Source organism: uncultured Psychrobacter sp., from assembly GCF_947495825.1.
GTDB lineage: Bacteria > Pseudomonadota > Gammaproteobacteria > Pseudomonadales > Moraxellaceae > Psychrobacter.
On record NZ_CANMAH010000011.1, the window covers coordinates 19,011 to 40,907 of the forward strand.

Here is a 21,897-nt window from a genome sequence, read left to right on the forward strand (position 1 = left end):
ATCCTTAATCTATAAAACATAATGATTACAACAGTTTGCTCTCTTTATTAGTTACTTGTTGCTTAAAGAATGCTCTTTTTCTTCTTTTTCGATACGTTCAAGCGCAAAGTTTAGTTTGCTTTTAATCTCTTTATAATCATAATTTTGCATGTCTTTAAAATTTAGATGTAAGTTAAAACCAGGTAACGTATGATCTACCCACTTGGATAGACGGCCTTTATTAGCATCAGGGTCTAACACTTGCCAAGCATTTATACTGCTATCAAAACCTTTTAATTGATAGGTGCCAGCATATTCGCATTCATAATCGTGGCAGATATAATCATATGTCCTTTGACTAATAAGAATGTCTCCCTTTCCTGCTATCGACTCAAGACGGGATGCAAGATTTGCCTCTTTACCAATGATAGTATAGCTAATGCGGTTATTACTACCAAAGTTGCCTACATGACAGTAGCCAGTGGTAATCCCAATACGCACATACAGCCCTTCAAAGCCCATTAAGCGCCATTCTTGTCGCAAACTACGCATTTCACGGCGCATATCGATAGCCATGGCCACACAGTCCAATGCATCCTGCCGCGTTCCCCGACTATTTGGTTCACCAAAAAAGCATACCATGCCATCACCAACAAACTTATCTAGCATCGCCCCATGCTTGTTGGCAATGACCGTCATACATTTCATATAAGTATTTAAAATATCAGCTAGGTTGTCAGAGCTTAAGCTATCAGACAGCTCAGTGAACCCAGCAATATCTGAAAACATAATCGTAAGCTTGGCGCGTTTGTTATTTACATTTACAGCACTGTCTGACTTCACGATTGGTTGCCAAACCTGCGGAGGTATAAAGCGGGTCAATTTACTAATGACCGATACTAAAGTATTGAGTCGTCCCTTTGCTTTCTCTGCCGTTTTTTCGTAACTTAGATATTTATGATATACACTCCAAAACTGCCAGAATACAGTAATAATACTAGCCAGCAATATGGTAGGTGATATAAGGTCTTCATTACAAACCATCATATCGCTATATAGGGTGATACTGACATAATAAAACATGATCGCGGTGACGACAAAAATCATCATCAATTTAAGTCGATTTTCAGGTTCGCTTAAGATGATTCGAATACCGATCAACAGTGACAGACTCAGTGACAGTACCGTGCAAAACTGCATACTTCCAATGACTGTCGAAAATAGCACCACAACAATATTAGACGTCCAAAAGCTTGGCTGACGCTGATAGTTATAAACCAAAATCATCAAACTTGGTAAGCTTACAATAGCAAACAGCGCCATTGACACAGAATTAAACTCAAAATGCATAGCAACAAGTGCTACGGTAAGCAGTAAGACTAATATCTCTGGATAGTCAAACCGAGCATGTTCTTGTTTTTTCAACAAAGTCGGTGATTTCAATCCACCTGAAAAAGGCATATTTGATGGTCGCTCGGATTGGGAAAAGTGAAAAAAGCGTAAACGAGTAAGCGCTAAGCTTTCATAGAACAATAGAGGAGAATATAGCTGATTTATTATTAGTAAGAATATAGCGTGATATTGTATAAATTACTAACAACATAGGCCGCTAACAATATACGTCATTAGCAATTAAAAAACACTACCTACCTCAAATATAGTCTACTTGCATACAGTAGTATCAGTAGGTAATGTCCTTGTTATAACAAAAGCAAAAACAGAACAATGCAAACGATATAAGCGTAACCACTTACCAAGCACTGTATCTAGCTATTAAGTAACGACTACATACGCCAATCGAATGGCATTTGATGATGGCCTCGCAATGCAATCATCAGTGTCTGCTGCATTTGTGCCAATACATCCTTTGTATATGGTACTGCAGGTACACCCCATACTGGATTTGGCCATTGCAGATCATTTTGATAGCGTACTATATGGTGAAAATGTAGCTGTGGAACTTGGTTACCAAGTGCTGCCACATTCATTTTGTCAGCTTGGAATGTCTTGGCAAGTTGGCTTGATAGCCAGCTTGACTCACGTAAAAATTGTGCTTGATCAGATTCAGACAATTCGTACAATTCTTTGATACCAGACACACGTGGCACTAGAATCAACCAAGGAAACTGACAATCGTTAATCAAACGACATGTCGACAAGGGAAAATCCCCTACTAAAAAACTATCAGCAGCAAGCTTAGGATGTAGTTGGAACATAATAACGGCTTCTCTTGTTATAAAACTTCAATAAATTCAGTTAATAGCTATCTATAATGGCGCTATTTTATCAGTTATCTGTGAAGGCGTGTTGAACATTCACAAATCCCTACTGCTGATCGTACCAGTTTATCAAAACTGTGTACTCGGTTAAGACTAAGTGATAACGATATAGCACCCTTGACTAGAAAGATCGGACTTATATTTAAGCAGGTTCGGCTACTGTATGTTCGCTAAAATAATGTAATAGCTCTTGAATAGCAATGACTCGCTGCTGCGGTGTCTCAAGTTTATCTGCATCGTTATAACGAATACCTGAAGCGCCATTCATACGATAACGCTGACCATCAGATTGAATCAATTTAATGATCGCCAGCGCGTCAACTGGTGTATCAGGTGCAAATTCTAAGGTCACACTATGACTATTAGCATCAATTTTATTAATTTTTAATGGCTCTGTTTGTAAACGCAGATCATGAATGGCAAATAGCTGCTTGGTTTGATCTGGTAACACCCCAAAACGATCTATCATTTCAGTACGAATATCAATCAAAGCTTCTTTACTGTCAGCGTTACTGATCCGTTTATAGAACAATAGGCGCTGATGCACATCGTGCAAATACTCTTCTGGTATCAATGCTGAGCTATGTAAATTGATTTCACTGGTCAGCGACAACGGCGTACTCAAATCTGGCTCTTTACCTGCTTTGATGGCTTTGGTAGCCCGTTCGAGCATATCCATATACAGACTAAAGCCAATTGCCTGCATGTTACCGCTTTGCTGTTTGCCTAGGATTTCACCAGCACCGCGAATCTCTAAATCTTCACTCGCTAGCATGAAGCCTGCACCCAATGTATTGGCGCGCTCAATCGCGTGTAAACGGCGTTTGGCATCACCTTTAAGACCCTTAAGTGATGGTACTAATAGATAACAATAGGCTTGATGATGACTACGACCGACACGGCCACGCAACTGATGCAGCTGAGCCAGACCAAATTTGTCAGCGCGCTCAATAATAATGGTATTGGCATTTGGCACATCGATACCAGTTTCGATAATAGTTGTGCAAATTAACACATTAAATTTTTTATGGTAGTACTGCTGCATGATTTGTTCAAGCTCACGCTCTTGCATCTGTCCATGAGCGACCCCTACACGCGCCTCTGGTACCAGCTCGCGAATGGTCTCTGCCATGCGCTCAATGCTCGCCACATCATTATGCAATAAGTATACCTGTCCGCCACGTAGCAACTCACGCAAGATGGCTTCTTTCATTAAAGCATCAGTCTTTTGCATGACAAACGTCTTGATGGCTAAGCGACGTGCAGGCGGGGTTGCAATAATAGACATATCACGCATACCAGATAGCGCCATGTTAAGCGTTCTAGGTATCGGTGTCGCTGTCATTGACAAACTATCTACATCAGTCTGAATAGCCTTAATACGCTCTTTGTGACGCACGCCAAAGCGATGTTCTTCATCAACGATCATTAATCCCAAATTAGAAAACTTTACGTCAGGCTGTAACAGCTTATGCGTACCTATCACAATATCAACTTTACCAGCATCCAAATCTGCCAGTACCGTATCCTGATGCTTTTTACCACCAAACCGTGACAAAGTCTCGATACGGACAGGCCAATCGGCAAAACGGTCGCGGAAGTTGTCTTCGTGCTGGCCTGCAAGTAAAGTAGTCGGTACTAACACTGCAACCTGATAACCGGCGCTAACAGCAATAAATGCTGCCCGCATGGCAACCTCTGTTTTACCAAAGCCCACATCACCACAAATAAGACGATCCATCGGTTGGTTTTGTCTCATGTCTTCGATAACTGCGTGGATAGCGTTGGCTTGATCCGGGGTTTCTTCAAAAGCAAATTGACTGGCAAATAGATCATACTGTGAGATGTCTATTTTAAAATGAATGCCTACTTTTGCTTCGCGCCTTGCTTGCATGTTGAGCAGCTCCGCTGCCACATCATGAATTTGCTGCAATGCCTTTTGCTTGGCTTTGTCCCATTTCCCGCTACCAATTTTGTGTAGAGGAGCAAGTGCTGGATCACCGCCACTGTAACGACTGATCATTTGTAGATTGGCCACCGGCACGTAAATGCTGGCATCATCAGCGTATTTTAGATGAATAAACTCTTGCTCACCGTCACCCACGTCTAAAATAATGAGTCCATTATAGCGGCCAATACCATGTTCGATATGGACGATAGGACTGCCTTGCGTCATTTCAGTGACACTTTTGACCAAGAACTCTTCTGATACGCCACTTTGGCGACGACGACGTGTTTGCAACACTTGCCTACCGAACAGCTGAGTCTCACTAATCAGCACCAAGCGTTCGGGAACGTAGACTCCGCGCTCAATCGGTGCAACTGTCAGACCAACATGTGGTTTTTGGCTTGAATTGTTGTCACTGGCTTTGTCTGCTGCCAAAAAATCTTTGAAGCTGTCGTAGGTTTTTATATCAATTTTACCTTTGAACAGCTCAATGAGAATCTCACGGCGACCTGCAGTTTCAGCGACGATTAATACTGGCGTACCTGTTTGCGCCTGCATATTCAAAAAATCCAACAGTTCTGCCAAAGGTTCTGCTTTTTGATGATTGACAGCCAATTGTGGTGGCATTTGGGCGCTCAGTGTCACTAGGCCTTGCTTGTTTTGTATTTGAGCAGCTGCAGATGCTGCTGTTCTGTCATTATTAGCTTCTACATCTGTCATAGATGCAAGCTCTTCGCGCGCGCTTAATATTACCCGTGGATATTGATTAAGATACTCATTAAGCGTATTAGATAGTAGATATAATAGCTCTGGTGCTACAATAGGTTTATCAATATCATGACGACGCTCCTCGTAACGGCGCTGGATTTGCGACCAGTAATCCGCTTGGCGCTCATTGATTAGCTCATCTGTGATAAACAAAGCATCTTTAGGCAAATAGTTAAATAAACTACTCTCTTGCTGCCAATCTTTTAAATCAAAAAACAACGGCTGATAATACTCAAGTCCGCTACTTGCAATCCCTGCCATCACATCTTTATGTAGCTCAGATTTACGGCTACTAGCGTTTGGGAACATTGCAGCAAAATTCATGCGAAAAGTGTCTCTGCCCTCTTCTAAAGGAAACTCTTTTGCAGGTAGTATTTGAAACTTCTTAATAGGTTTGGAGATATCAGGCAATTTATGTAATAACGATAATGACTCTTGACCCATACTTTTATCATTACCTGACACCATCGCCTTTAGATCATCATCAGTCAATGTACGCTGAGTTTGCGGATGAAAAAAACGAATCGTCTCAATCTCATCATCAAATAAATCTAAACGCAGTGGAAATGGTTGCCCCATCGCAAAAATATCAATAATGCTACCACGTACTGCAAATTCACCTGGCTCAAATACATTGTCAACTGCGCGGTAACCAGCTTTTGCCAGTAGCTCACGTTGAGTATTAATATCAAATTGATCACCAACGCTTAAATCAAAGTGTTGTCCGATCAGCCAACTGGGCGGTGCAACGCGGTGCATCAAAGCCTGTACTGAGATGAGTAGTACGCCCGATGTTGGCATATCTGTCAATAAGTTGATTCGTTCACTAACAATATCTTGATGCGGAGACAGCTCATCATACGTTAGCGTCTCCCAGTCAGGAAAAACATAAGCATCAACTCCGCAAAATGCCAGCTCAGTCTCTATCTGGTTGAGCTGGTTTTGATCTCGAGCCACAACCACTTTTAAACGATCTGCCACTTCCCATATAGTCGTTTTGACCAAACTTGCCAGCCATAGACTGCCTACTGCACCATGTACGGGTGCAAGCCAGCGTCTCTGCGAGTTTTGAATAGGAAATAGCTGCTCATTAATGGGAGCAAAGGCGTCAGTTAAAGCAGTGATAGACATAGCAGGTAGGATCTATTTAAGAATCTGGCAGTTATTATACGAATATTTTCGCAATTGACCAAAACTAATTTCCACTCTGATGGTCTGCTACGATTTGACAAAACTAAACGGTTTGTTAACATGGCACGCTTTTGAAAATTCTTATTTTAAAGTTTAATTTGAGCTAACTCTCTATTACTCAAAAACATTCATCTTTTAATGAACTTTTGCATAGTATTTTGAACAATCATCTCCTATACATGCTTCTTATTGAGTCTTTAGTGCTCAACTATTAAGTAGCTTGTACTCTTGATAAAGCGCCAACAGTATTTTTATATTACCTAAAATCTAAAGCTTGTAGCTGCCAAAAACTATTGATTAGCAATGAATAGTCGATACTTTGACGGTGTCCAGCTCAGCTAACTCATCAGGAGATTCGTCACCTATGAACGAGCAAAAACAGATTCCAAAGCCTCTTCTCGACAAGTTTCGTCGCAGGCTCTACACCACTGAACATACAGTTGGTGAAAACAATACTGAAATATTGGGTTTAGATTTACACAGACCGGTATTCTTCTTTACCGCTATTGCCGTTGTTGGCTTTGTATTGTTTGCCTTATTACTACCTAATATAGCCAATTCTTGGCTCAATGGTACTAAAGATTGGGTGGTCAATGGTTTTGACTGGCTCTTTGTCAGTACAGCTAATATCATGGTGATATTTAGCCTAATACTAATTGTATCTCCTTATGGCAGCATTCGCATTGGCGGTATGAATGCAAAACCTGATTTTAATCGGCGCTCGTGGCTCTCCATGCTGTTCGCAGCTGGTATGGGCATTGGCCTTATGTTTTGGAGTGTGGCTGAGCCATTGGCTTATGCAAGCGGTTGGGCAGGTACACCACTTGATGTAGCAGCAGACAGTCCTGAAGCTTACCGTGCTGCTATGGGTGCAACCATGTATCACTGGGGCTTGCATCCTTGGGGTATCTACGCAGTCGTTGGTTTATCGCTGGCCTTATTTGCTTATAACTTTCGCTTTCCCCTGACCATGCGCTCCGTATTCTATCCTATTTTTAAAGAAAAAACGTGGGGTCTGCCAGGCCACATTATTGATATATTGGCCGTACTAGCGACGATATTTGGTCTAGCGACATCACTAGGTTTGGGTGCTCAGCAAGCAGCCAGCGGACTTAACTATTTGTTTGGTTGGGACTTTGCAGGTAATTCTCTCGAGATTACTATTATAGTTGTGGTGACTGCTCTTGCCACTATATCAGTAGCACGTGGCCTTGATGGCGGGGTTAAACTTTTGAGTAACGTCAATATGCTGGTTGCTTTAGCCTTGCTATTGTTTGTGTTTTTCGTTGGCAACTCACTTGGACTGCTTAGCAAAATCGGTGCCACCGCTGTTGATTATGCAACCTATATTATCCCCTTGTCTAATCCTGTAGGCCGCGGTGATGATGAGTTTTTTCACGGCTGGACTGTGTTTTATTGGGCATGGTGGATCAGTTGGTCACCATTCGTAGGTATGTTTATCGCTCGTATCTCAAAAGGCCGTACAGTACGCGAGTTTATCACCTCAGTGATGTTAGCCCCTACGCTTGTAACCATCGTCTGGATGACGGTATTTGGACAGTCAGGATTGAGTCAATATAACAATCAAGTCGGTGAGCTGGCAGAGGGTGTTAGTGATGCCTCCTTGACCTTGTTTCAGATGTTGGCAAATCTGCCTTTAGGGACTATTACCTCTTTCATTGCTATTATTCTAGTAATGGTGTTTTTTGTGACCTCATCAGACTCAGGCTCCTTGGTGGTTGATACGATTACAGCAGGTGGTAAGCTTGAAGCTTCCATATATCAGCGTATATTCTGGGCGGTTGCTCAAGGTCTTATTGCTATTGCTCTGCTCTATGGCGGCGGCGCACAAGCTCTAAAAACCATCCAAGCAGGCTCAGTAAGCACAGGCTTACCTTTTACCTCGGTATTGATCGTTATGTGCATCAGCCTATGGCTTGGTCTACGCAGGATTTATAAAGCGCGCGAACAGATGCTCTCAGAGCTTGAAAAATACTGATAAATCATTTACTTCTAACCAAAAAACCCAGTTCTATAATTTGAACTGGGTTTTTTCTTTATAACCACTGACAATATATGCTTATTTGTCCTCGCAACAGCTTGATGACCATAATAATTTACGCTATTAAAGGCTTATGATTTGCAATAATGCCATTGTTATCAGCATAAATGAACATACCAGAATTAAGCGTTAAATCGCCAAAGCTGATTTCAATATCTGTTTGACCTTCATCTCGGCGGGTTGACTTACGCGGAATGCAGCCCAATGCCATCACACCAATATCCATTTGTGCCATGTCATCGACATCACGGACGCAGCCATACACAATGACACCAGCCCAGCCATTATCTATCGCTGACTGTGCAATCATATCGCCGAGCAGCGCACAGCGCATCGAGCCACCACCATCGACGACCAATACTTTGCCTTCACCATTTTTATCTTTACCGTCACTATTCAATAACGCCTTTACACGGCTGTTATCTTCAAAGCATTTGACAGTCACAATCTCGCCACAGAATTTATCTTTGGCACCAAAGCTATAGAACGACTTGCCTTCGATATTTGGTAAGCAGACTTGTGATTCAGGGTTGGCATCCAATAGATCACAGGTGACAAAGTTCTCTTTGTTCATTGCTATTGATTCTGACATAGTTATTTACTCCTTGTTAATGACTATCGGCTATTTTGTGGTCTTACGATGGTTCGTGTTGTTTTATTATTAAATGCTTAGGCTATTACTTCTAACAAAGCATGTTTATAAATTGGTTCAATCAAACGATATGATAGTGTCTTGATTTACTTTTTGACACGAGTCATCGCCAGCATCCTCTTGTTTTCGATAATGTCAGTAATACTAGGCTTTGACTCAGCGCGATATTCACTGTATTTGCGACGTTCGTACATATCATGAGCTGTCATTGCCATTGCATTTGCAACACGCTTAGCTGAAATAGGATGCAGCGGTAACGACTCAGACACTAAAGGTGAAATAATTTTAAAGGCTTTTTGACTGATGCTTTCGAGCGGTCGTCCTTTGTGCTTGCCCAATAATAATGAAGGTCGAAAGATAGCCAAACGCTCAAACCCTAACTCCATGATAGCTTGCTCAGTCTCTGCTTTTACTCTGTTATATAAAAACCGGCTATCGATGTCAGCATTCATCGCAGATAATAAAAAGAAGTTTTTAACCCCTTTATTAATGCATAACTTGGCAAAATTTACATTATAGTCGTAGTCTACTTTTCGAAAAGCCTCATCACTGCCTGCTTGCTTCTTAGTTGTACCCAAACAACTAAACGCATCTGTGGTAGCATCTGCACCAACGCTTGCAAAAACGTCGGCTAAATTATCAAAATCATTGACCTGATAGAATCTCATGCTAGCGTTTATATACCGCGGTGGACGTCTCGCGATTACTATTAATGTATCATAGAGTTCACTAAGCTGTTTAGCAAGATGCTGACCAACCAAGCCTGTCGCGCCAATTAAAATTGCTTTTTGCTGCATATCCTATCCATTTTTCATAATCGTCAACTATTATAAAGACTATTTATGATTGTTAGTTTTATGATTGTTGAGTCGTACTATAGTCGATTCATTTTAAAACCGTTATAGTACATAGCCAGTGACCTCTCGATTTTACCTCGAACGGACTATACTTTGAGGTTAATTATATCTCGGTACCATTATACCTTGATACTATAAGGCAGTATCATAACTAAGTTACCTCATAACTGTCGCTACTATTCATGATTTATTGTAAGAGTTTTTAACAATGGTTCGACTGTCCACCAGCTATTTATCTATATTTTAAACTTTGTACGTATGAGTATAGCGTTACATACAACTTCTTTTCGCTTTGATGATCAAATATATTGTTCTAAGCGCAATAATTTGTTAAGATGTCCGGCTTTACACGTCATAGCTATTTAATTATTCCAAGTGGCTTTGACGCTTACGATGATTCATTAATATTAGAAAATCTGATATTGAACATCGACATCATGTTTGACGAGACGGCTGCTCGTCACCGATGATTGTTAAACCCATTATTGCAATCAACATTCATATTTTTATCTGTCTTTCATAAAGGAGATACGCGTGGCTAATACTGCACAAGCTCGTAAACGCGCCCGTCAAAACACCAAACGTCGCCAAAATTCAGCGTCACAACGCTCTATGGTTCGTACTTATCTAAAGCGTGTTGATGCGGCAATCGAATCTAAAGATTATGACGCAGCTACCGAAGCTTACAAAAAAGCGGTACCTGTTCTTGATCGCATGGCTGATAAAGGCATTATTCATAAGAATAAGTCTGCTCGTCGCAAAAGCCGTCTAAACAAAGCTATCAAAGCTCTACAAGCTTAAGATCAGTTGCGTTAACGCTGATCATAAAAAAACCTTGTCCTAGTGGCAAGGTTTTTTTATATCTATCCAAAATCTCCCAAAATATCATAGTCAAAAAAGCAATATAATCTTTAACTTAGTATTACGTCCATTTCACTTCTGGTGGTAACAATAGCTTGCTAGGATGAAAACCTGCGGCACGGTAGCTGTCCATTAACGTATTAATCGGACGAACATAAACCTCACCGCGCCAGACAAAATAAGCATTGGCCTGCTCAAATGGTTTATCATCAAACCATAAAAATACGCCTTCCATCATTTTGGGCCAGTCATTCCAATCAATCTCAATCACATCAAACATTACCGCCAAAAAAGCAGACAACAACGTATCATGACTCACTGCTAGCATTAAATGCCCAGGCTGTGGCTGGTTTTGATAAAATAGCGATAAAATATCAAGACCACCTTGATAGGCGTTTTTTGTGCCTTCAAGATTCCCTTGCAAGAAGCGATTGATAAAATTGAGCACACCGATCTCTTTAAAGACTGCATTAGCAATCTCAGGCTCTGTAACCAAGCTACCTGGCTCAACCAGCAACGACTGATGTGCAATATCGCGTTGTAACCCTGCTCCTTCTTGCATCAGTTGCGCAGTATCAATACAACGTCCAATAGGGCTTGAGATGCTGTCTACGTCGAGAGAGTATGGCAGATGACCTGCTAACCAGCGTCCCCAAGACTTCGCTAATACGCGCCCTCTAGGAGTAAGTGGCAGTTGGTAGCTGGCAAACCCGTTGCCATCAGAGCGCTCACGTAAAGAGTGTCTGGTAAACAAGATCAAGCGCTTATTCTCAGGTAACAAGCTGACTGAGGAAATCATACTATCAGGCAAATGTGCAGGGGCAGGCGCACTCGTCTTAAGAGCTTTTTGAGCATTGGTTTGCTCAGGATGTGACGAATCAGAAAATTTACTCATGGCAGCTAGCGTAGCAGATTATTGGGTAGTAGTGAACGAAATATGAGCCAACTAGCAATAAAAGCATGATCGTTAAATCATATAGAGGTTAGGACATCAAATAGTCATGTTTTACAATTATTATTAAGCAGCCAGTATTGAACCAATCACATGACTTAAAGCAATCTAATCGACATCTACTACTCTGTCCCATGCAAACTCAATCTGAGTGCTGCTAACTTCATTAGGATAAGCCCGAGGATTAACAATCACACGGGTATTACCAATACAGTAATCAAATGCTTCATGTGTGTGGCCATGGACCCACAGAGCAGGCGCCCAATCCTCATGCATCCAGCTGGATAAATCACTCACAAAGGCGGCGTTACTAGGCAGCGTAGCATACTTCTCAGAGACTGATAAAGCACTGATACTATGATGGGTCATCACGATTGTTTTTTTGCCTAACTGCTGGGCATCAATTAATGCTTGCTTTAACCATTGGCGCTGCTGAATATGCAGATCAATCGACACTTCAGGTGAAAATAGCGCATCACCTGCATATATCTGCTTATAATCACGCATGAAACGTTTGGCAACTACTAGCGTATCTTCATTGGCTTGATATTGATAGTCTGTCCACAACGTACACCCTAAAATGCGTACCTCGCCAATATCGAGATGCTGACACTGTAATACGCGAACGCCTAGCTGCGAGTCGACATTATAGTTATCCCAAGTAGCCAATTTTTTATCAAAATGCAGCACGTCTTCATTGAAGTACTCATGATTGCCTGCGATAGTAATAAGAGGCACCTGCAGACGCGCTGCTTGCTCCTGTAACCATGGCATACCACTATCGCTATTGGCAGTATCTCCCGCTACTAATACCACGTCAGCGTCAGTTTTGGGAATATGCCCTATAGGATGCGACTGACGTGCATAACTGTCAATATGTAAGTCACTTAAAATCTGTAATTTCATATCATCCAATATTATCTAACGACACCAGTTGTGAAAAATTAACGAACGATTACTACAATTAGTAAGCGTTCAGCATTAAGTAGGTTTGATGCTGCTAGGCCAAATTTTGCGACTGGTAATCACATAAAGTTAACTAGTGTAGCACTTTTTTTGTGACCTACAAAAAGGGAAAAGACAGCTGTTTAAGCTGTCTTTCTTATAATACTATAAACATTAGATACTATTGAGTATCGTCTGTAATTTAGCAGTAGGATCTGCAGCCTGCGTGATAGAACGGCCTATTACGAGATAATCAGCGCCATCAGTCAACGCTTGTTTTGGTGTACAGATACGTTTTTGATCATCTGCATTGTCCTCAGCTAGACGGATACCAGGAGTTACAAGTTTGAAGTCTTGGCCATATAAAGCTTTAAGAGTTTTGGCTTCTTGCGCTGAACAAACTACGCCGTCCAGACCGGCTTGCTTGGTTAATTGCGCTAAGCGACTAACTTGCGCATCCAAGCCATCATTGATACCCGTTTGTGTCAGTGCTTGATCGTCCATAGAGGTCAAAACTGTGACCGCAATTAGCAAGGTATTTAAGTCATTGTCCAGTAAGCGCTGTTTAGCTAATGACATCGCTTCTAGGCCTGCGCTAGCGTGAACATTAACCATCCATACCCCAAGCTCAGCTGCTGCCAATACTGCCTGCGCAGTGGTATTTGGAATATCGTGAAACTTCAGATCTAAAAATACTTCAAATTGACGCTGATGTAGCGCTTTTACGATATCAGGTCCACAACGAGTGAACAACTCCTTGCCTACTTTTAAACGACATAGCGCTGGATCGAGCTTTTCAGCCAACTCTATTGCTGCCTCCATCGTCATATTGTCTAAAGCGATAATGACTGGAGAATTAATTACATTATTCATGGTGCTGCCATATCAATATTGAATTTATTAAGTATTATATATAGGTGGATCATTGATTAACCATTACATAATTTAGTTTCGCTTTTGCTTAGTAAGCGTAGCATTCTCATCCACATTGCTTGCTACTGTATCATGTGCGCTAGTCACTGACGAACCATAAACAGCTTCTTCAACTGTCGGTGCATTCGCTTGACGATCAATAACGACGTTGGCCTGGGTTACTTGTTCTTGTAAATTAGCATTTAACTTTTGCAAACGCGATATTTCCCATTTATTCTGTAATACACGGAAAATTAATAACGCTAATAGCATACCAATCACAATACCAAGTATCAGACAAAGTATAAGTAATAGTCCTAGATTCATCGTAGGAGCTTGCAAGAACAGTAGGTTCACGCCAATATCGGTATTATTGGCTATCACCAAACCAAGCGCATAAGCAAAACTTAAAAATAATAAAACGAACAGTATAAAGCGCATGATATGCATACCTCGACAAAAATGTACGAAAACACCTGCTTATTAATATCTAATAAAGGTAAAATAAGTAAATTGAATAACTAATTAGTCATGATAAATCATAAGCACCCATTACTTTATACTTGTTCTGTTAATCATCATCCTTTATCAGCTATGAGGCTACTTTGTCGTTGACCGCTTCACGCAGTGCTTTACCTGGTTTAAAATGAGGAATGGCTTTAGCAGGTACTGGTACGCTCTCTCCAGTCTTTGGATTTCGACCCATGCGAGCACGTCGGTGATGCAAACAAAAACTACCAAACCCTCGAACCTCAACACGGCCATCATTAGCTAAAGTATCTACCATCAAGTTTAATATTTCCCGTACAGCATCATCAACAACCATCTCAGTCATGGTGTCACAGCTCACACTCAAATTACTAATAAAGTCGGATTTATTAATCGCTTGTTGCATCGTTACAGTTGCCCTATTAATTTATAGTCGTCATCTCGGTTGTTTATATAGACAGGTAAATAATTACTTACCCTACTATTAAACCAAGAATAAGATATCATTGTCCAATTCTTACTAACAATTGGTTAAAACATCATTTAAACCAATATTTTAGCTAAAATTACTATTAAAATCACAAAGTATATTTGAATCGATATTATGAATAAAACTAGAACATAAATAGTCCTCGTTTTAAATTATACGTCATCCAAAAGTTCTATCAGTAGTTTACATTTCGTTACTCATAGTTGCAAATAATAGCTGAAATTACTGGCAATAGAAATAAAAAATAAACATTTCTGTACGTCAAATATATTTATATATTATTTTTTTGAACAAAAACTAAATAAAAAAAAGCGACCGAAGTCGCTTTTTCCATACTAAGAATACATTAGTAGCTTAAAGCTTACTGCATCTGTTCTTTGATCAAATCACCAATTGTTTTTGGTTGTGCATCAGAACCTGGAGCAGCAGTTGTATTAGTGCTACCTAGATCTTTAATCGCTTGACGCTCTTCAGCTTCGTCTTTCGCTTTGATAGACAAGTTGATGTTACGAGTCTTACGATCTACACTGATGATTTTCGCTTCAACGTCATCACCAACGCTTAGATGCTTAGTTGCATCTTCAACGCGATCACGTTGGATTTCAGAAGCGCGTAGATAAGCTTCAACTTCATCAGCAAGTTCAATAGTAGCGCCCTTAGCGTCTACTTCTTTTACTTTACCATTGACGATAGCACCACGGTCGTTACTAACTAGGTACTCGTTGAATGGATCTGAGCTTAACTGCTTCACGCCTAGACTGATACGGTTTGCTTCTGCATCTACAGACAATACCATGGCTTCTACGGTGTCACCTTTGTTGTAGTTACGGATAGCTTCTTCACCAGTCTCATTCCAAGAGATATCAGATAAGTGAACCAGACCGTCAATACCACCGTCTAGACCGATAAAGATACCAAAATCAGTGATTGATTTGATCGTACCAGTGATTTTATCACCACGCTCATGTTTCTTATCAAACTCTTCCCATGGATTTGCTAGGGTTTGCTTGATACCTAAGCTGATACGACGACGCTCTTCATCAATATCTAGGATCATCACATCAATTTCATCGCCTACTTGGACGACTTTTGATGGGTGGATGTTTTTGTTAGTGTGATCCATTTCTGATACGTGTACCAAACCTTCGATACCTTCAGAAATTTCAGCAAAGCAACCATAATCTGTCAAGTTAGTTACGCGTGCTTTAACCACACTACCAACTGGGTAAGTGCCGCCAACGTTGTCCCAAGGATCAGTACCAAGTTGTTTTAGACCTAGGCTTACGCGATTGCGCTCACGGTCGAACTTCAATACTTTAACTTTAAGGTCTTGACCAACTTCAACCACCTCAGATGGGTGCTTGATACGGCGCCATGCCATGTCAGTAATGTGTAGCAGGCCATCGATACCACCAAGGTCAACGAACGCACCGTAATCAGTTAGGTTCTTCACGATGCCTTCGATCTCGATACCTTCTTCAAGCTTGTTCAATAGCTCTTCACGCTCAGCTGAGTTTTCAGCTTCCATAACTGCGCGGCGGCTAACCACAACGTTGTTACGCTTTTGGTCTAGCTTGATTACTTTGAACTCTAGCTCTTTGCCTTCAAGATGCGTCGTGTCACGGATCGGACGTACATCTACCAATGAACCTGGTAAGAACGCGCGTACTGAACCCACGTCTACAGTAAAACCACCTTTTACTTTACTAGAAATGATACCTTTAACGATTTCATCGTTATCATAGATTTTTTCAAGGACATTCCACGTCTCAACGCGTTTGGCTTTTTCGCGTGACAGTAAGGTTTGACCCATACCATTGTCAACTGCTTCAACCACAACATCAACACTATCGCCAACTTCAACTTCAAGTTCGCCTTCTTCGCTTAAAAACTCTTCACGAGCGACGATACCTTCAGATTTAAGACCAGTATCTACTGTGATCCAATCACTATCGATGGCCACAACAGCACCTGTAATAACTGAGCCACGCTCAATATCCAGACCCTGCTCTTCAATGCTCGCTTCAAATAGTTCAGCAAATGATTCCATTATGTCTACCTTTGTATAGCCGTATCCTGTCCAGCACAGTACGGATCAAATTTATGATTGCATAAAACGAGAATACTGGTTTTATATCTTATACAACCATATAAAAAAACGTTTGTTGTTAATAAGCTTCTTGCCAATTTTACTTATTAGCAACAACTGTCTTATATAAAAATCTTAATACCTTTTTAGTCGCTACTAACTTTAACTACTATAATTTTATACTAAATTCAATCATCACAGGAAATTTTTTGGTTCGTAATATGTTGTTTTTATTAACTATTAAAATAAATACCTTTATCTTGGCATTGTTTTTTGACTAATTCATAAACCGTATCAGCATCCAACATTGAGCTATCTAATACCAATGCGTCTTTAGCAGGTTTTGACGGTGCTGTGGTTCGGTTTTCATCACGTTCATCACGAGCTTTAATTGTATTCAAAATAGCTTCGAAATCTGCTGTTTGACCAGCATTCAACAACTGAGCTACGCGGCGCTCAGCTCGGGCTGTAGCACTCGCCGTCAAAAAAACTTTCACATCAGCATCAGGAAACACTACTGTCCCCATATCACGACCATCAGCGACTAACCCTGAACGCTTAGCCATATTTTGTTGTAGCTTAAGTAATGCTTGACGAACTTTAGGGAATATCGCTATCTGAGAGGCATAACCTCCGACGGTTTCGTTACGGACTTGCTCACCGACAGCTTCATCATTGACCAAAATATCGACCCGACCTGACTCATTATTGGGCACAAAAACAATATCTAAGCCTTGAGTTAATTGCAGTAGCGCTACTTCATCGATAGGTTGTTTAGCATCTGCACTAACCAATCCAGCTTCAAATGCTTTTAGTCCTACGATACGATATAACGCGCCTGAATCTAATAGCTGATAACCAAGACTCTGTGCTAATCGCCATGTAACCGTGCCCTTGCCTGCACCACTTGGCCCATCAATACAAATAACAGGATAACGCTTAAAACTCGTTGTACCATTATCCTCACTATTAAGTAAAGAGTCATCAGGTGTAGAGACAGTCATAACACTCACTTAATCACAGGTATCATGGAGACAATGCTTCATATACTTACTTGATATTACAGTTTATTTCTCAGGTGTTTAATAAACCAATTAATTGATTAGCAATCAAATAGGGCAATATTATAGCAAACAAACCACGTTATCACTAGTATCAAGACTTATATCTTATCTATTAGCCATATTATTTACTAAAAGCCCTATTTTTATGCTTCTTCATACTTTTTCGACGTTCACGAAAAAAGCTTTTGAGCATCTCACTACTATGGACGCTACACAAACCACTATATATCTTTATGTTGTGGTTATAAAAGCTCTGTATAGGTAGATTCATTTGACTACCAACCATACCAGCGCGCGGCTCATTTGCAGCATATATCAGTCTATCGACTCGTGCATGTATCAGAGCCCCAATACACATTGTACAAGGTTCTAAAGTCACGTATAAAGTAGTCTCAAGTGGTAAGCGATAGTTTTTCAAGCGCGTACAGGCATCTCTTAATGCGACAATCTCAGCATGCGCTGTCGCATCATGGCGTCCGATCGGCTCATTAAACCCTTGACCAATAATTTGATGGTCATGTACCAATAACGCACCAACTGGCACTTCTCCACACTCAGCGCCCTGACGTGCAAGCATGAGAGCTTTTTGCATCCATCTAACATCTTGGGCTGACCAAAACGTACTGTCTTGAATGTTTAAGGATTGATATGGCATTAAGCTTATATTTTGTGTATTTTGCATTTATTGTGGTAATTGCCAGTCAATTGGCGTTTTTCCATATTGTTTTAAATAGTCATTGGTCTTAGAAAACGGCTTAGAACCAAAAAAACCGCCACGATTGGCAGCAAGCGGGGATGGATGAACAGCGGTTAAGATAAGATGTTTGTCAGTATTGATATACTTACCTTTCTTCTGTGCTTTACTGCCCCATAAGATAAATACTGTATGTTCTGTTTGTTCATTAACTACGTCAATAACCGTATCGGTAAACTGCTCCCAGCCTTTATTTTGATGGCTGTTTGGTTCACCTTCTTTGACCGTTAAAGAGCTATTTAATAATAGTACTCCTTGCTGTGCCCAATAGGTCAAATCACCATGCGCTGGGGGTTTGGTACCAATATCATCAGCCATCTCTTTAAGCAAGTTATTCAATGAAGGAGGCTTTGGAATCGCTTTAGGCACAGAAAATGATAATCCCATTGCCTGCCCTGGACGATGGTAAGGGTCTTGACCCAAGATAACGACTTTCACTTGCGATAAAGGCGTTAGATTAAAAGCATTAAACATCAGTTGTGCTGGCGGGTAAATGCTATCGTTTGACTGGTAAGATTCTTTTAAAAAAGCCCGTAGATTGTCCATATTCTCAGAGGTTAATTCATCCGCTAGTGCCGTTTTCCAGTCTTCTGGCAAACGCACATTGTCCAAAATCGCTTGTTTTTGTTCTGGAGTTTTTGTTGTCTGCTCATTGAACAATTCCATAATAAGTCCTTTACTATTTATTATTAATTAGTTTAAAAAGTATACCACTTACCATACTAGCAAAATGTTATGCCAACTTTGTTATAAAGTATAGCAATAGCATAATTGAATATCATAAAAAAACGGCTACCGAAGTAACCGTTTTTATTCAAAGAATGACATGATTAGCTTGCTAATGACTCGGAGTCTGAATGGGGCTCGTGAGTTTCAACCACAGTCAAAATAATACGGCTATCTGCTGAACCTTTATCACTTTGCATGCTAGTACTTGATGTAGTCTCATCCTTATTAAGTGAAACATGTTCAGAAGTATTATCTAACTCATCATTATGTTCTGGCTCTAAAGATATGTGCACCACTCCGCCATTTACCAAATCTCCGAATAAAATCATATTTGCTAATGGCTTTTTGATCTCATCTTGTATTAAGCGCTGCATTGGACGCGCGCCCATTAGACGATCATAACCTTTTTCGGCCAGATAATCGCGTACCTCATCATCAATCTCTAAAGTAACCTGTTTATCATCAAGCTGTACTTGTAGCTCTACCAAGAACTTATCGACAACTGAGATGACGACTGAAGTATCCAGTGGATTGAACTGAATAATCGCATCTAAACGGTTACGAAATTCAGGCGTAAAGACTCGTTTTAGCGCTTCAGTATTATCACGACTATGATCTTGCTGGGTAAAGCCCATCGATGAGCGGCTAATACTATCTGCCCCCACATTGGTCGTCATAATGATAATAACTTGCTTAAAGCTCGCCACACGACCGTTATTATCAGTCAATGTACCGTGATCCATAACTTGTAAGAGCAAGTTGAAGACATCGGGGTGCGCTTTTTCGATCTCATCTAAAAGCAGCACACAATGTGGATGCTGATTGATTTTTTCGGTCAGCAGACCACCTTGATCATAACCGACATAACCTGGCGGTGCCCCAATCAGACGTGATGCAGTATGTGCTTCCATATATTCAGACATATCAAAACGTACTAACTCTACGCCTAATAGACTTGCTAACTGGCGTGACACTTCTGTCTTACCAACCCCTGTAGGCCCTGCAAACATAAATGAGCCAATCGGTTTTTCTGGAGCTTTTAGTCCTGCTCGAGACAGCTTAATGGCATCAGAAAGCGTAGCAATAGCTTCATCTTGTCCAAACACTAAATGCTTAAGATCACGATCTAAGTGTTCAAGAATACTCTTATCATCACTTGAGACTGACTTGGGTGGAATACGGGCAAGCTTGGCAATAATAGCTTCAATATCAGCGACGTCAATTTTTATCGATGGCTTTTGATTATTGATCGTTTGCAAGTCATCTATCGTCTTCGACTGATCATCTGCTTTAGCGGCTGCCGCTTCATCTTGCATTTCATTATCAATATCGGCTTTTTCTGTATTGATCCCTTCGTAGTCTTTTTTACTGACATCTTTTTCTAGATCCGCAATCAGACTGTTTTCTGCATTGATATCATCCGTGTCAGGAATAATTCCTAAGCGCTTATATGCACCAGCTTCGTCGATGACATCAATCGCTTTATCCGGTAAAAAACGCTCATGAATATGTTTAGAAGATAGCTCTACAGCTGTCACTAACGCTTCATCCGTATACTCAACATTGTGAAACTCTTCATAACGTGGTTTAAGACCGCGTAAAATGTCAATGCTATCTTCCACACTTGGCTCTTTTACATCAATCTTTTGAAAGCGGCGTGACAAGGCATGATCTTTTTCAAACACTTGACGATACTCAGTAAAGGTAGTCGAACCAACACAACGTAACTCACCGTTTGCCAATGCTGGTTTGATCAAATTTGACACATCCATATTGCTACTCATTGACGAACCTGCGCCAATAATCATATGAATCTCGTCAATAAATAAAATCGCATTAGGTTTTTTCTTGAGAGCATCAAGCAATGACTTCATACGCTTTTCAAAGTCACCGCGATACTTAGTACCTGCTATCAGTGCACCAATATCAAGGCTATAGATCACACAACCATTTAAAGGTTTTGGAGCTTTACCATTGATAATTAGCCATGCCAAACCTTCAGCGATAGAAGTTTTACCAACACCTGGCTCACCGACCAATAACGGATTATTTTTGCGGCGACGACACAGCACTTGTGCAGTACGCTCAATCTCAGGACCGCGGCCTATCAGTGGGTCAGTTTTACCTTCTGCAGCACGCTGGTTTAGGTTACTTGCAAACTCTACCAATGGGTCTTTACTGGTTTTTTCTGAGGCGCTACGGCGTTCGCCACTAATAGAAGCACGCGATTCAGACGGCTCATCCTTATCTTGTCCGTGCGATAGATACTGAGTAAGCTCTAAGCGGCTAATTCCCTGCTTTTTGAGCAAATATACCGCATATGTATCATGCTCAGAGAACATAGATACCAAAATATCAGAGCCTTCAACCAACCGACCCCCACCGATAGATTGCACATGAAAAATAGCACGCTGCAAAATACGATCAAAGCTTTGAGTAGGCTGTGGAGATTGCTCCATATCCCCATCTATCGTTGGCGTATGCTTATCAATATAAGCTTCAAGCTCAGTACGTAGATTTGAAATATTAGCATTGCAAGCAGTTAAGGTATTAGCAGCATGAGTATTCTCAAGAAGCGCTAACAACAGATGTTCAACAGTGAGATACTCATGCGACTTTTGGCGCGCAAGCGTCATTGCTAAACGCAAAGAGACTTCAAGGTGACGACTTAACATAAGAAATTCCTACGGTTATACAACTCTTTATAATAATTTAATAGCTTAATTGGTAAATCAGGGCAGCAAAAGGATTGTTCAAGGTTAAAACACAACGGTTATTAAAAGGTAACGGCTACGATATGATTATAAGCGTATTTAGCCTCGCTCCTACTCACCTTTATCACAACACGATCGCTATATATAGTCAATCTATTAACA

17 protein-coding genes are annotated in these 21,897 nt (G+C 40.8%); 2 read left to right on the top strand and 15 right to left on the bottom strand.

Going from position 1 to position 21,897, the window contains the following annotated elements; all coding sequences use genetic code 11:
• Positions 1–51 precede the first annotated feature (51 nt).
• The 3 genes from Q0895_RS11510 to mfd form a co-directional block, all read right to left on the bottom strand.
• Positions 52–1,440, bottom strand: a complete 1,389-nt coding sequence (locus Q0895_RS11510; RefSeq protein ID WP_299189058.1) for an adenylate/guanylate cyclase domain-containing protein — start codon at positions 1,438–1,440, stop codon at positions 52–54.
• Between the two features lie 323 nt (positions 1,441–1,763).
• Entirely contained in the window at positions 1,764–2,195 is a 432-nt protein-coding gene (locus tag Q0895_RS11515) for an HIT domain-containing protein (protein WP_058369077.1), read from the bottom strand.
• 205 nt (positions 2,196–2,400) lie between these two features.
• A complete protein-coding gene (gene mfd, locus Q0895_RS11520; RefSeq protein ID WP_299189061.1) occupies positions 2,401–6,105 on the bottom strand; it encodes a transcription-repair coupling factor in 3,705 nt (1,234 codons plus the stop codon).
• Between the two features lie 424 nt (positions 6,106–6,529).
• On the opposite strand from mfd, the gene Q0895_RS11525 reads away from it, so the two are divergent.
• On the top strand, positions 6,530–8,164 hold the full coding sequence (locus tag Q0895_RS11525; protein ID WP_299189063.1) for a BCCT family transporter: 1,635 nt from the start codon (positions 6,530–6,532) through the stop codon (positions 8,162–8,164).
• Between the two features lie 118 nt (positions 8,165–8,282).
• Here Q0895_RS11525 and rraA read toward each other — a convergent pair whose 3' ends face one another.
• Both rraA and Q0895_RS11535 read right to left on the bottom strand, forming a co-directional pair.
• Positions 8,283–8,801 carry a ribonuclease E activity regulator RraA gene (rraA, locus tag Q0895_RS11530; protein ID WP_299189218.1) on the bottom strand — a complete coding sequence of 173 codons (519 nt, stop codon included), beginning with the start codon at positions 8,799–8,801 and terminating at the stop codon, positions 8,283–8,285.
• A gap of 164 nt (positions 8,802–8,965) precedes the next feature.
• Complete coding sequence (locus Q0895_RS11535) at positions 8,966–9,676, bottom strand: NAD-dependent epimerase/dehydratase family protein (protein ID WP_299189065.1); 711 nt, start codon at positions 9,674–9,676, stop codon at positions 8,966–8,968.
• 594 nt (positions 9,677–10,270) lie between these two features.
• Between Q0895_RS11535 and rpsT the strand changes: the two genes are divergently transcribed.
• Entirely contained in the window at positions 10,271–10,537 is a 267-nt protein-coding gene (rpsT, locus tag Q0895_RS11540; RefSeq protein WP_058369082.1) for a 30S ribosomal protein S20, read from the top strand.
• 121 nt (positions 10,538–10,658) lie between these two features.
• Here rpsT and Q0895_RS11545 read toward each other — a convergent pair whose 3' ends face one another.
• The 10 genes from Q0895_RS11545 to Q0895_RS11590 all read right to left on the bottom strand — a co-directional run bounded on the left by Q0895_RS11545 (position 10,659) and on the right by Q0895_RS11590 (position 21,696).
• A complete protein-coding gene (locus Q0895_RS11545; protein WP_299189220.1) occupies positions 10,659–11,396 on the bottom strand; it encodes a histidine phosphatase family protein in 738 nt (245 codons plus the stop codon).
• Between the two features lie 261 nt (positions 11,397–11,657).
• Positions 11,658–12,455: a metallophosphoesterase gene (locus tag Q0895_RS11550; protein WP_299189070.1), complete on the bottom strand. Its 798-nt coding sequence runs from the start codon at positions 12,453–12,455 to the stop codon at positions 11,658–11,660.
• A 213-nt stretch (positions 12,456–12,668) separates the two neighbouring features.
• The gene (gene pyrF / locus Q0895_RS11555) at positions 12,669–13,367 is read right to left on the bottom strand and encodes an orotidine-5'-phosphate decarboxylase (protein WP_299189072.1); all 699 of its coding nucleotides are present in this window, start codon (positions 13,365–13,367) and stop codon (positions 12,669–12,671) included.
• Positions 13,368–13,439: 72 nt separating this feature from the next.
• Positions 13,440–13,847, bottom strand: coding sequence for a lipopolysaccharide assembly protein LapA domain-containing protein (locus tag Q0895_RS11560; protein ID WP_299189075.1), 408 nt, complete (start codon positions 13,845–13,847; stop codon positions 13,440–13,442).
• 151 nt (positions 13,848–13,998) lie between these two features.
• On the bottom strand, positions 13,999–14,301 hold the full coding sequence (locus tag Q0895_RS11565) for an integration host factor subunit beta (protein ID WP_068036291.1): 303 nt from the start codon (positions 14,299–14,301) through the stop codon (positions 13,999–14,001).
• A gap of 445 nt (positions 14,302–14,746) precedes the next feature.
• Entirely contained in the window at positions 14,747–16,435 is a 1,689-nt protein-coding gene (gene rpsA, locus Q0895_RS11570; protein WP_299189079.1) for a 30S ribosomal protein S1, read from the bottom strand.
• A 272-nt stretch (positions 16,436–16,707) separates the two neighbouring features.
• The gene (cmk, locus tag Q0895_RS11575; protein WP_299189080.1) at positions 16,708–17,478 is read right to left on the bottom strand and encodes a (d)CMP kinase; all 771 of its coding nucleotides are present in this window, start codon (positions 17,476–17,478) and stop codon (positions 16,708–16,710) included.
• Between the two features lie 181 nt (positions 17,479–17,659).
• On the bottom strand, positions 17,660–18,220 hold the full coding sequence (gene tadA, locus Q0895_RS11580; protein ID WP_299189082.1) for a tRNA adenosine(34) deaminase TadA: 561 nt from the start codon (positions 18,218–18,220) through the stop codon (positions 17,660–17,662).
• Positions 18,221–18,958: a uracil-DNA glycosylase gene (locus tag Q0895_RS11585; protein WP_299189083.1), complete on the bottom strand. Its 738-nt coding sequence runs from the start codon at positions 18,956–18,958 to the stop codon at positions 18,221–18,223.
• A gap of 164 nt (positions 18,959–19,122) precedes the next feature.
• Positions 19,123–21,696 (bottom strand): AAA family ATPase, encoded by a 2,574-nt coding sequence (locus Q0895_RS11590; protein ID WP_299189084.1) that lies wholly within the window; start codon positions 21,694–21,696, stop codon positions 19,123–19,125.
• Positions 21,697–21,897 lie beyond the last annotated feature (201 nt).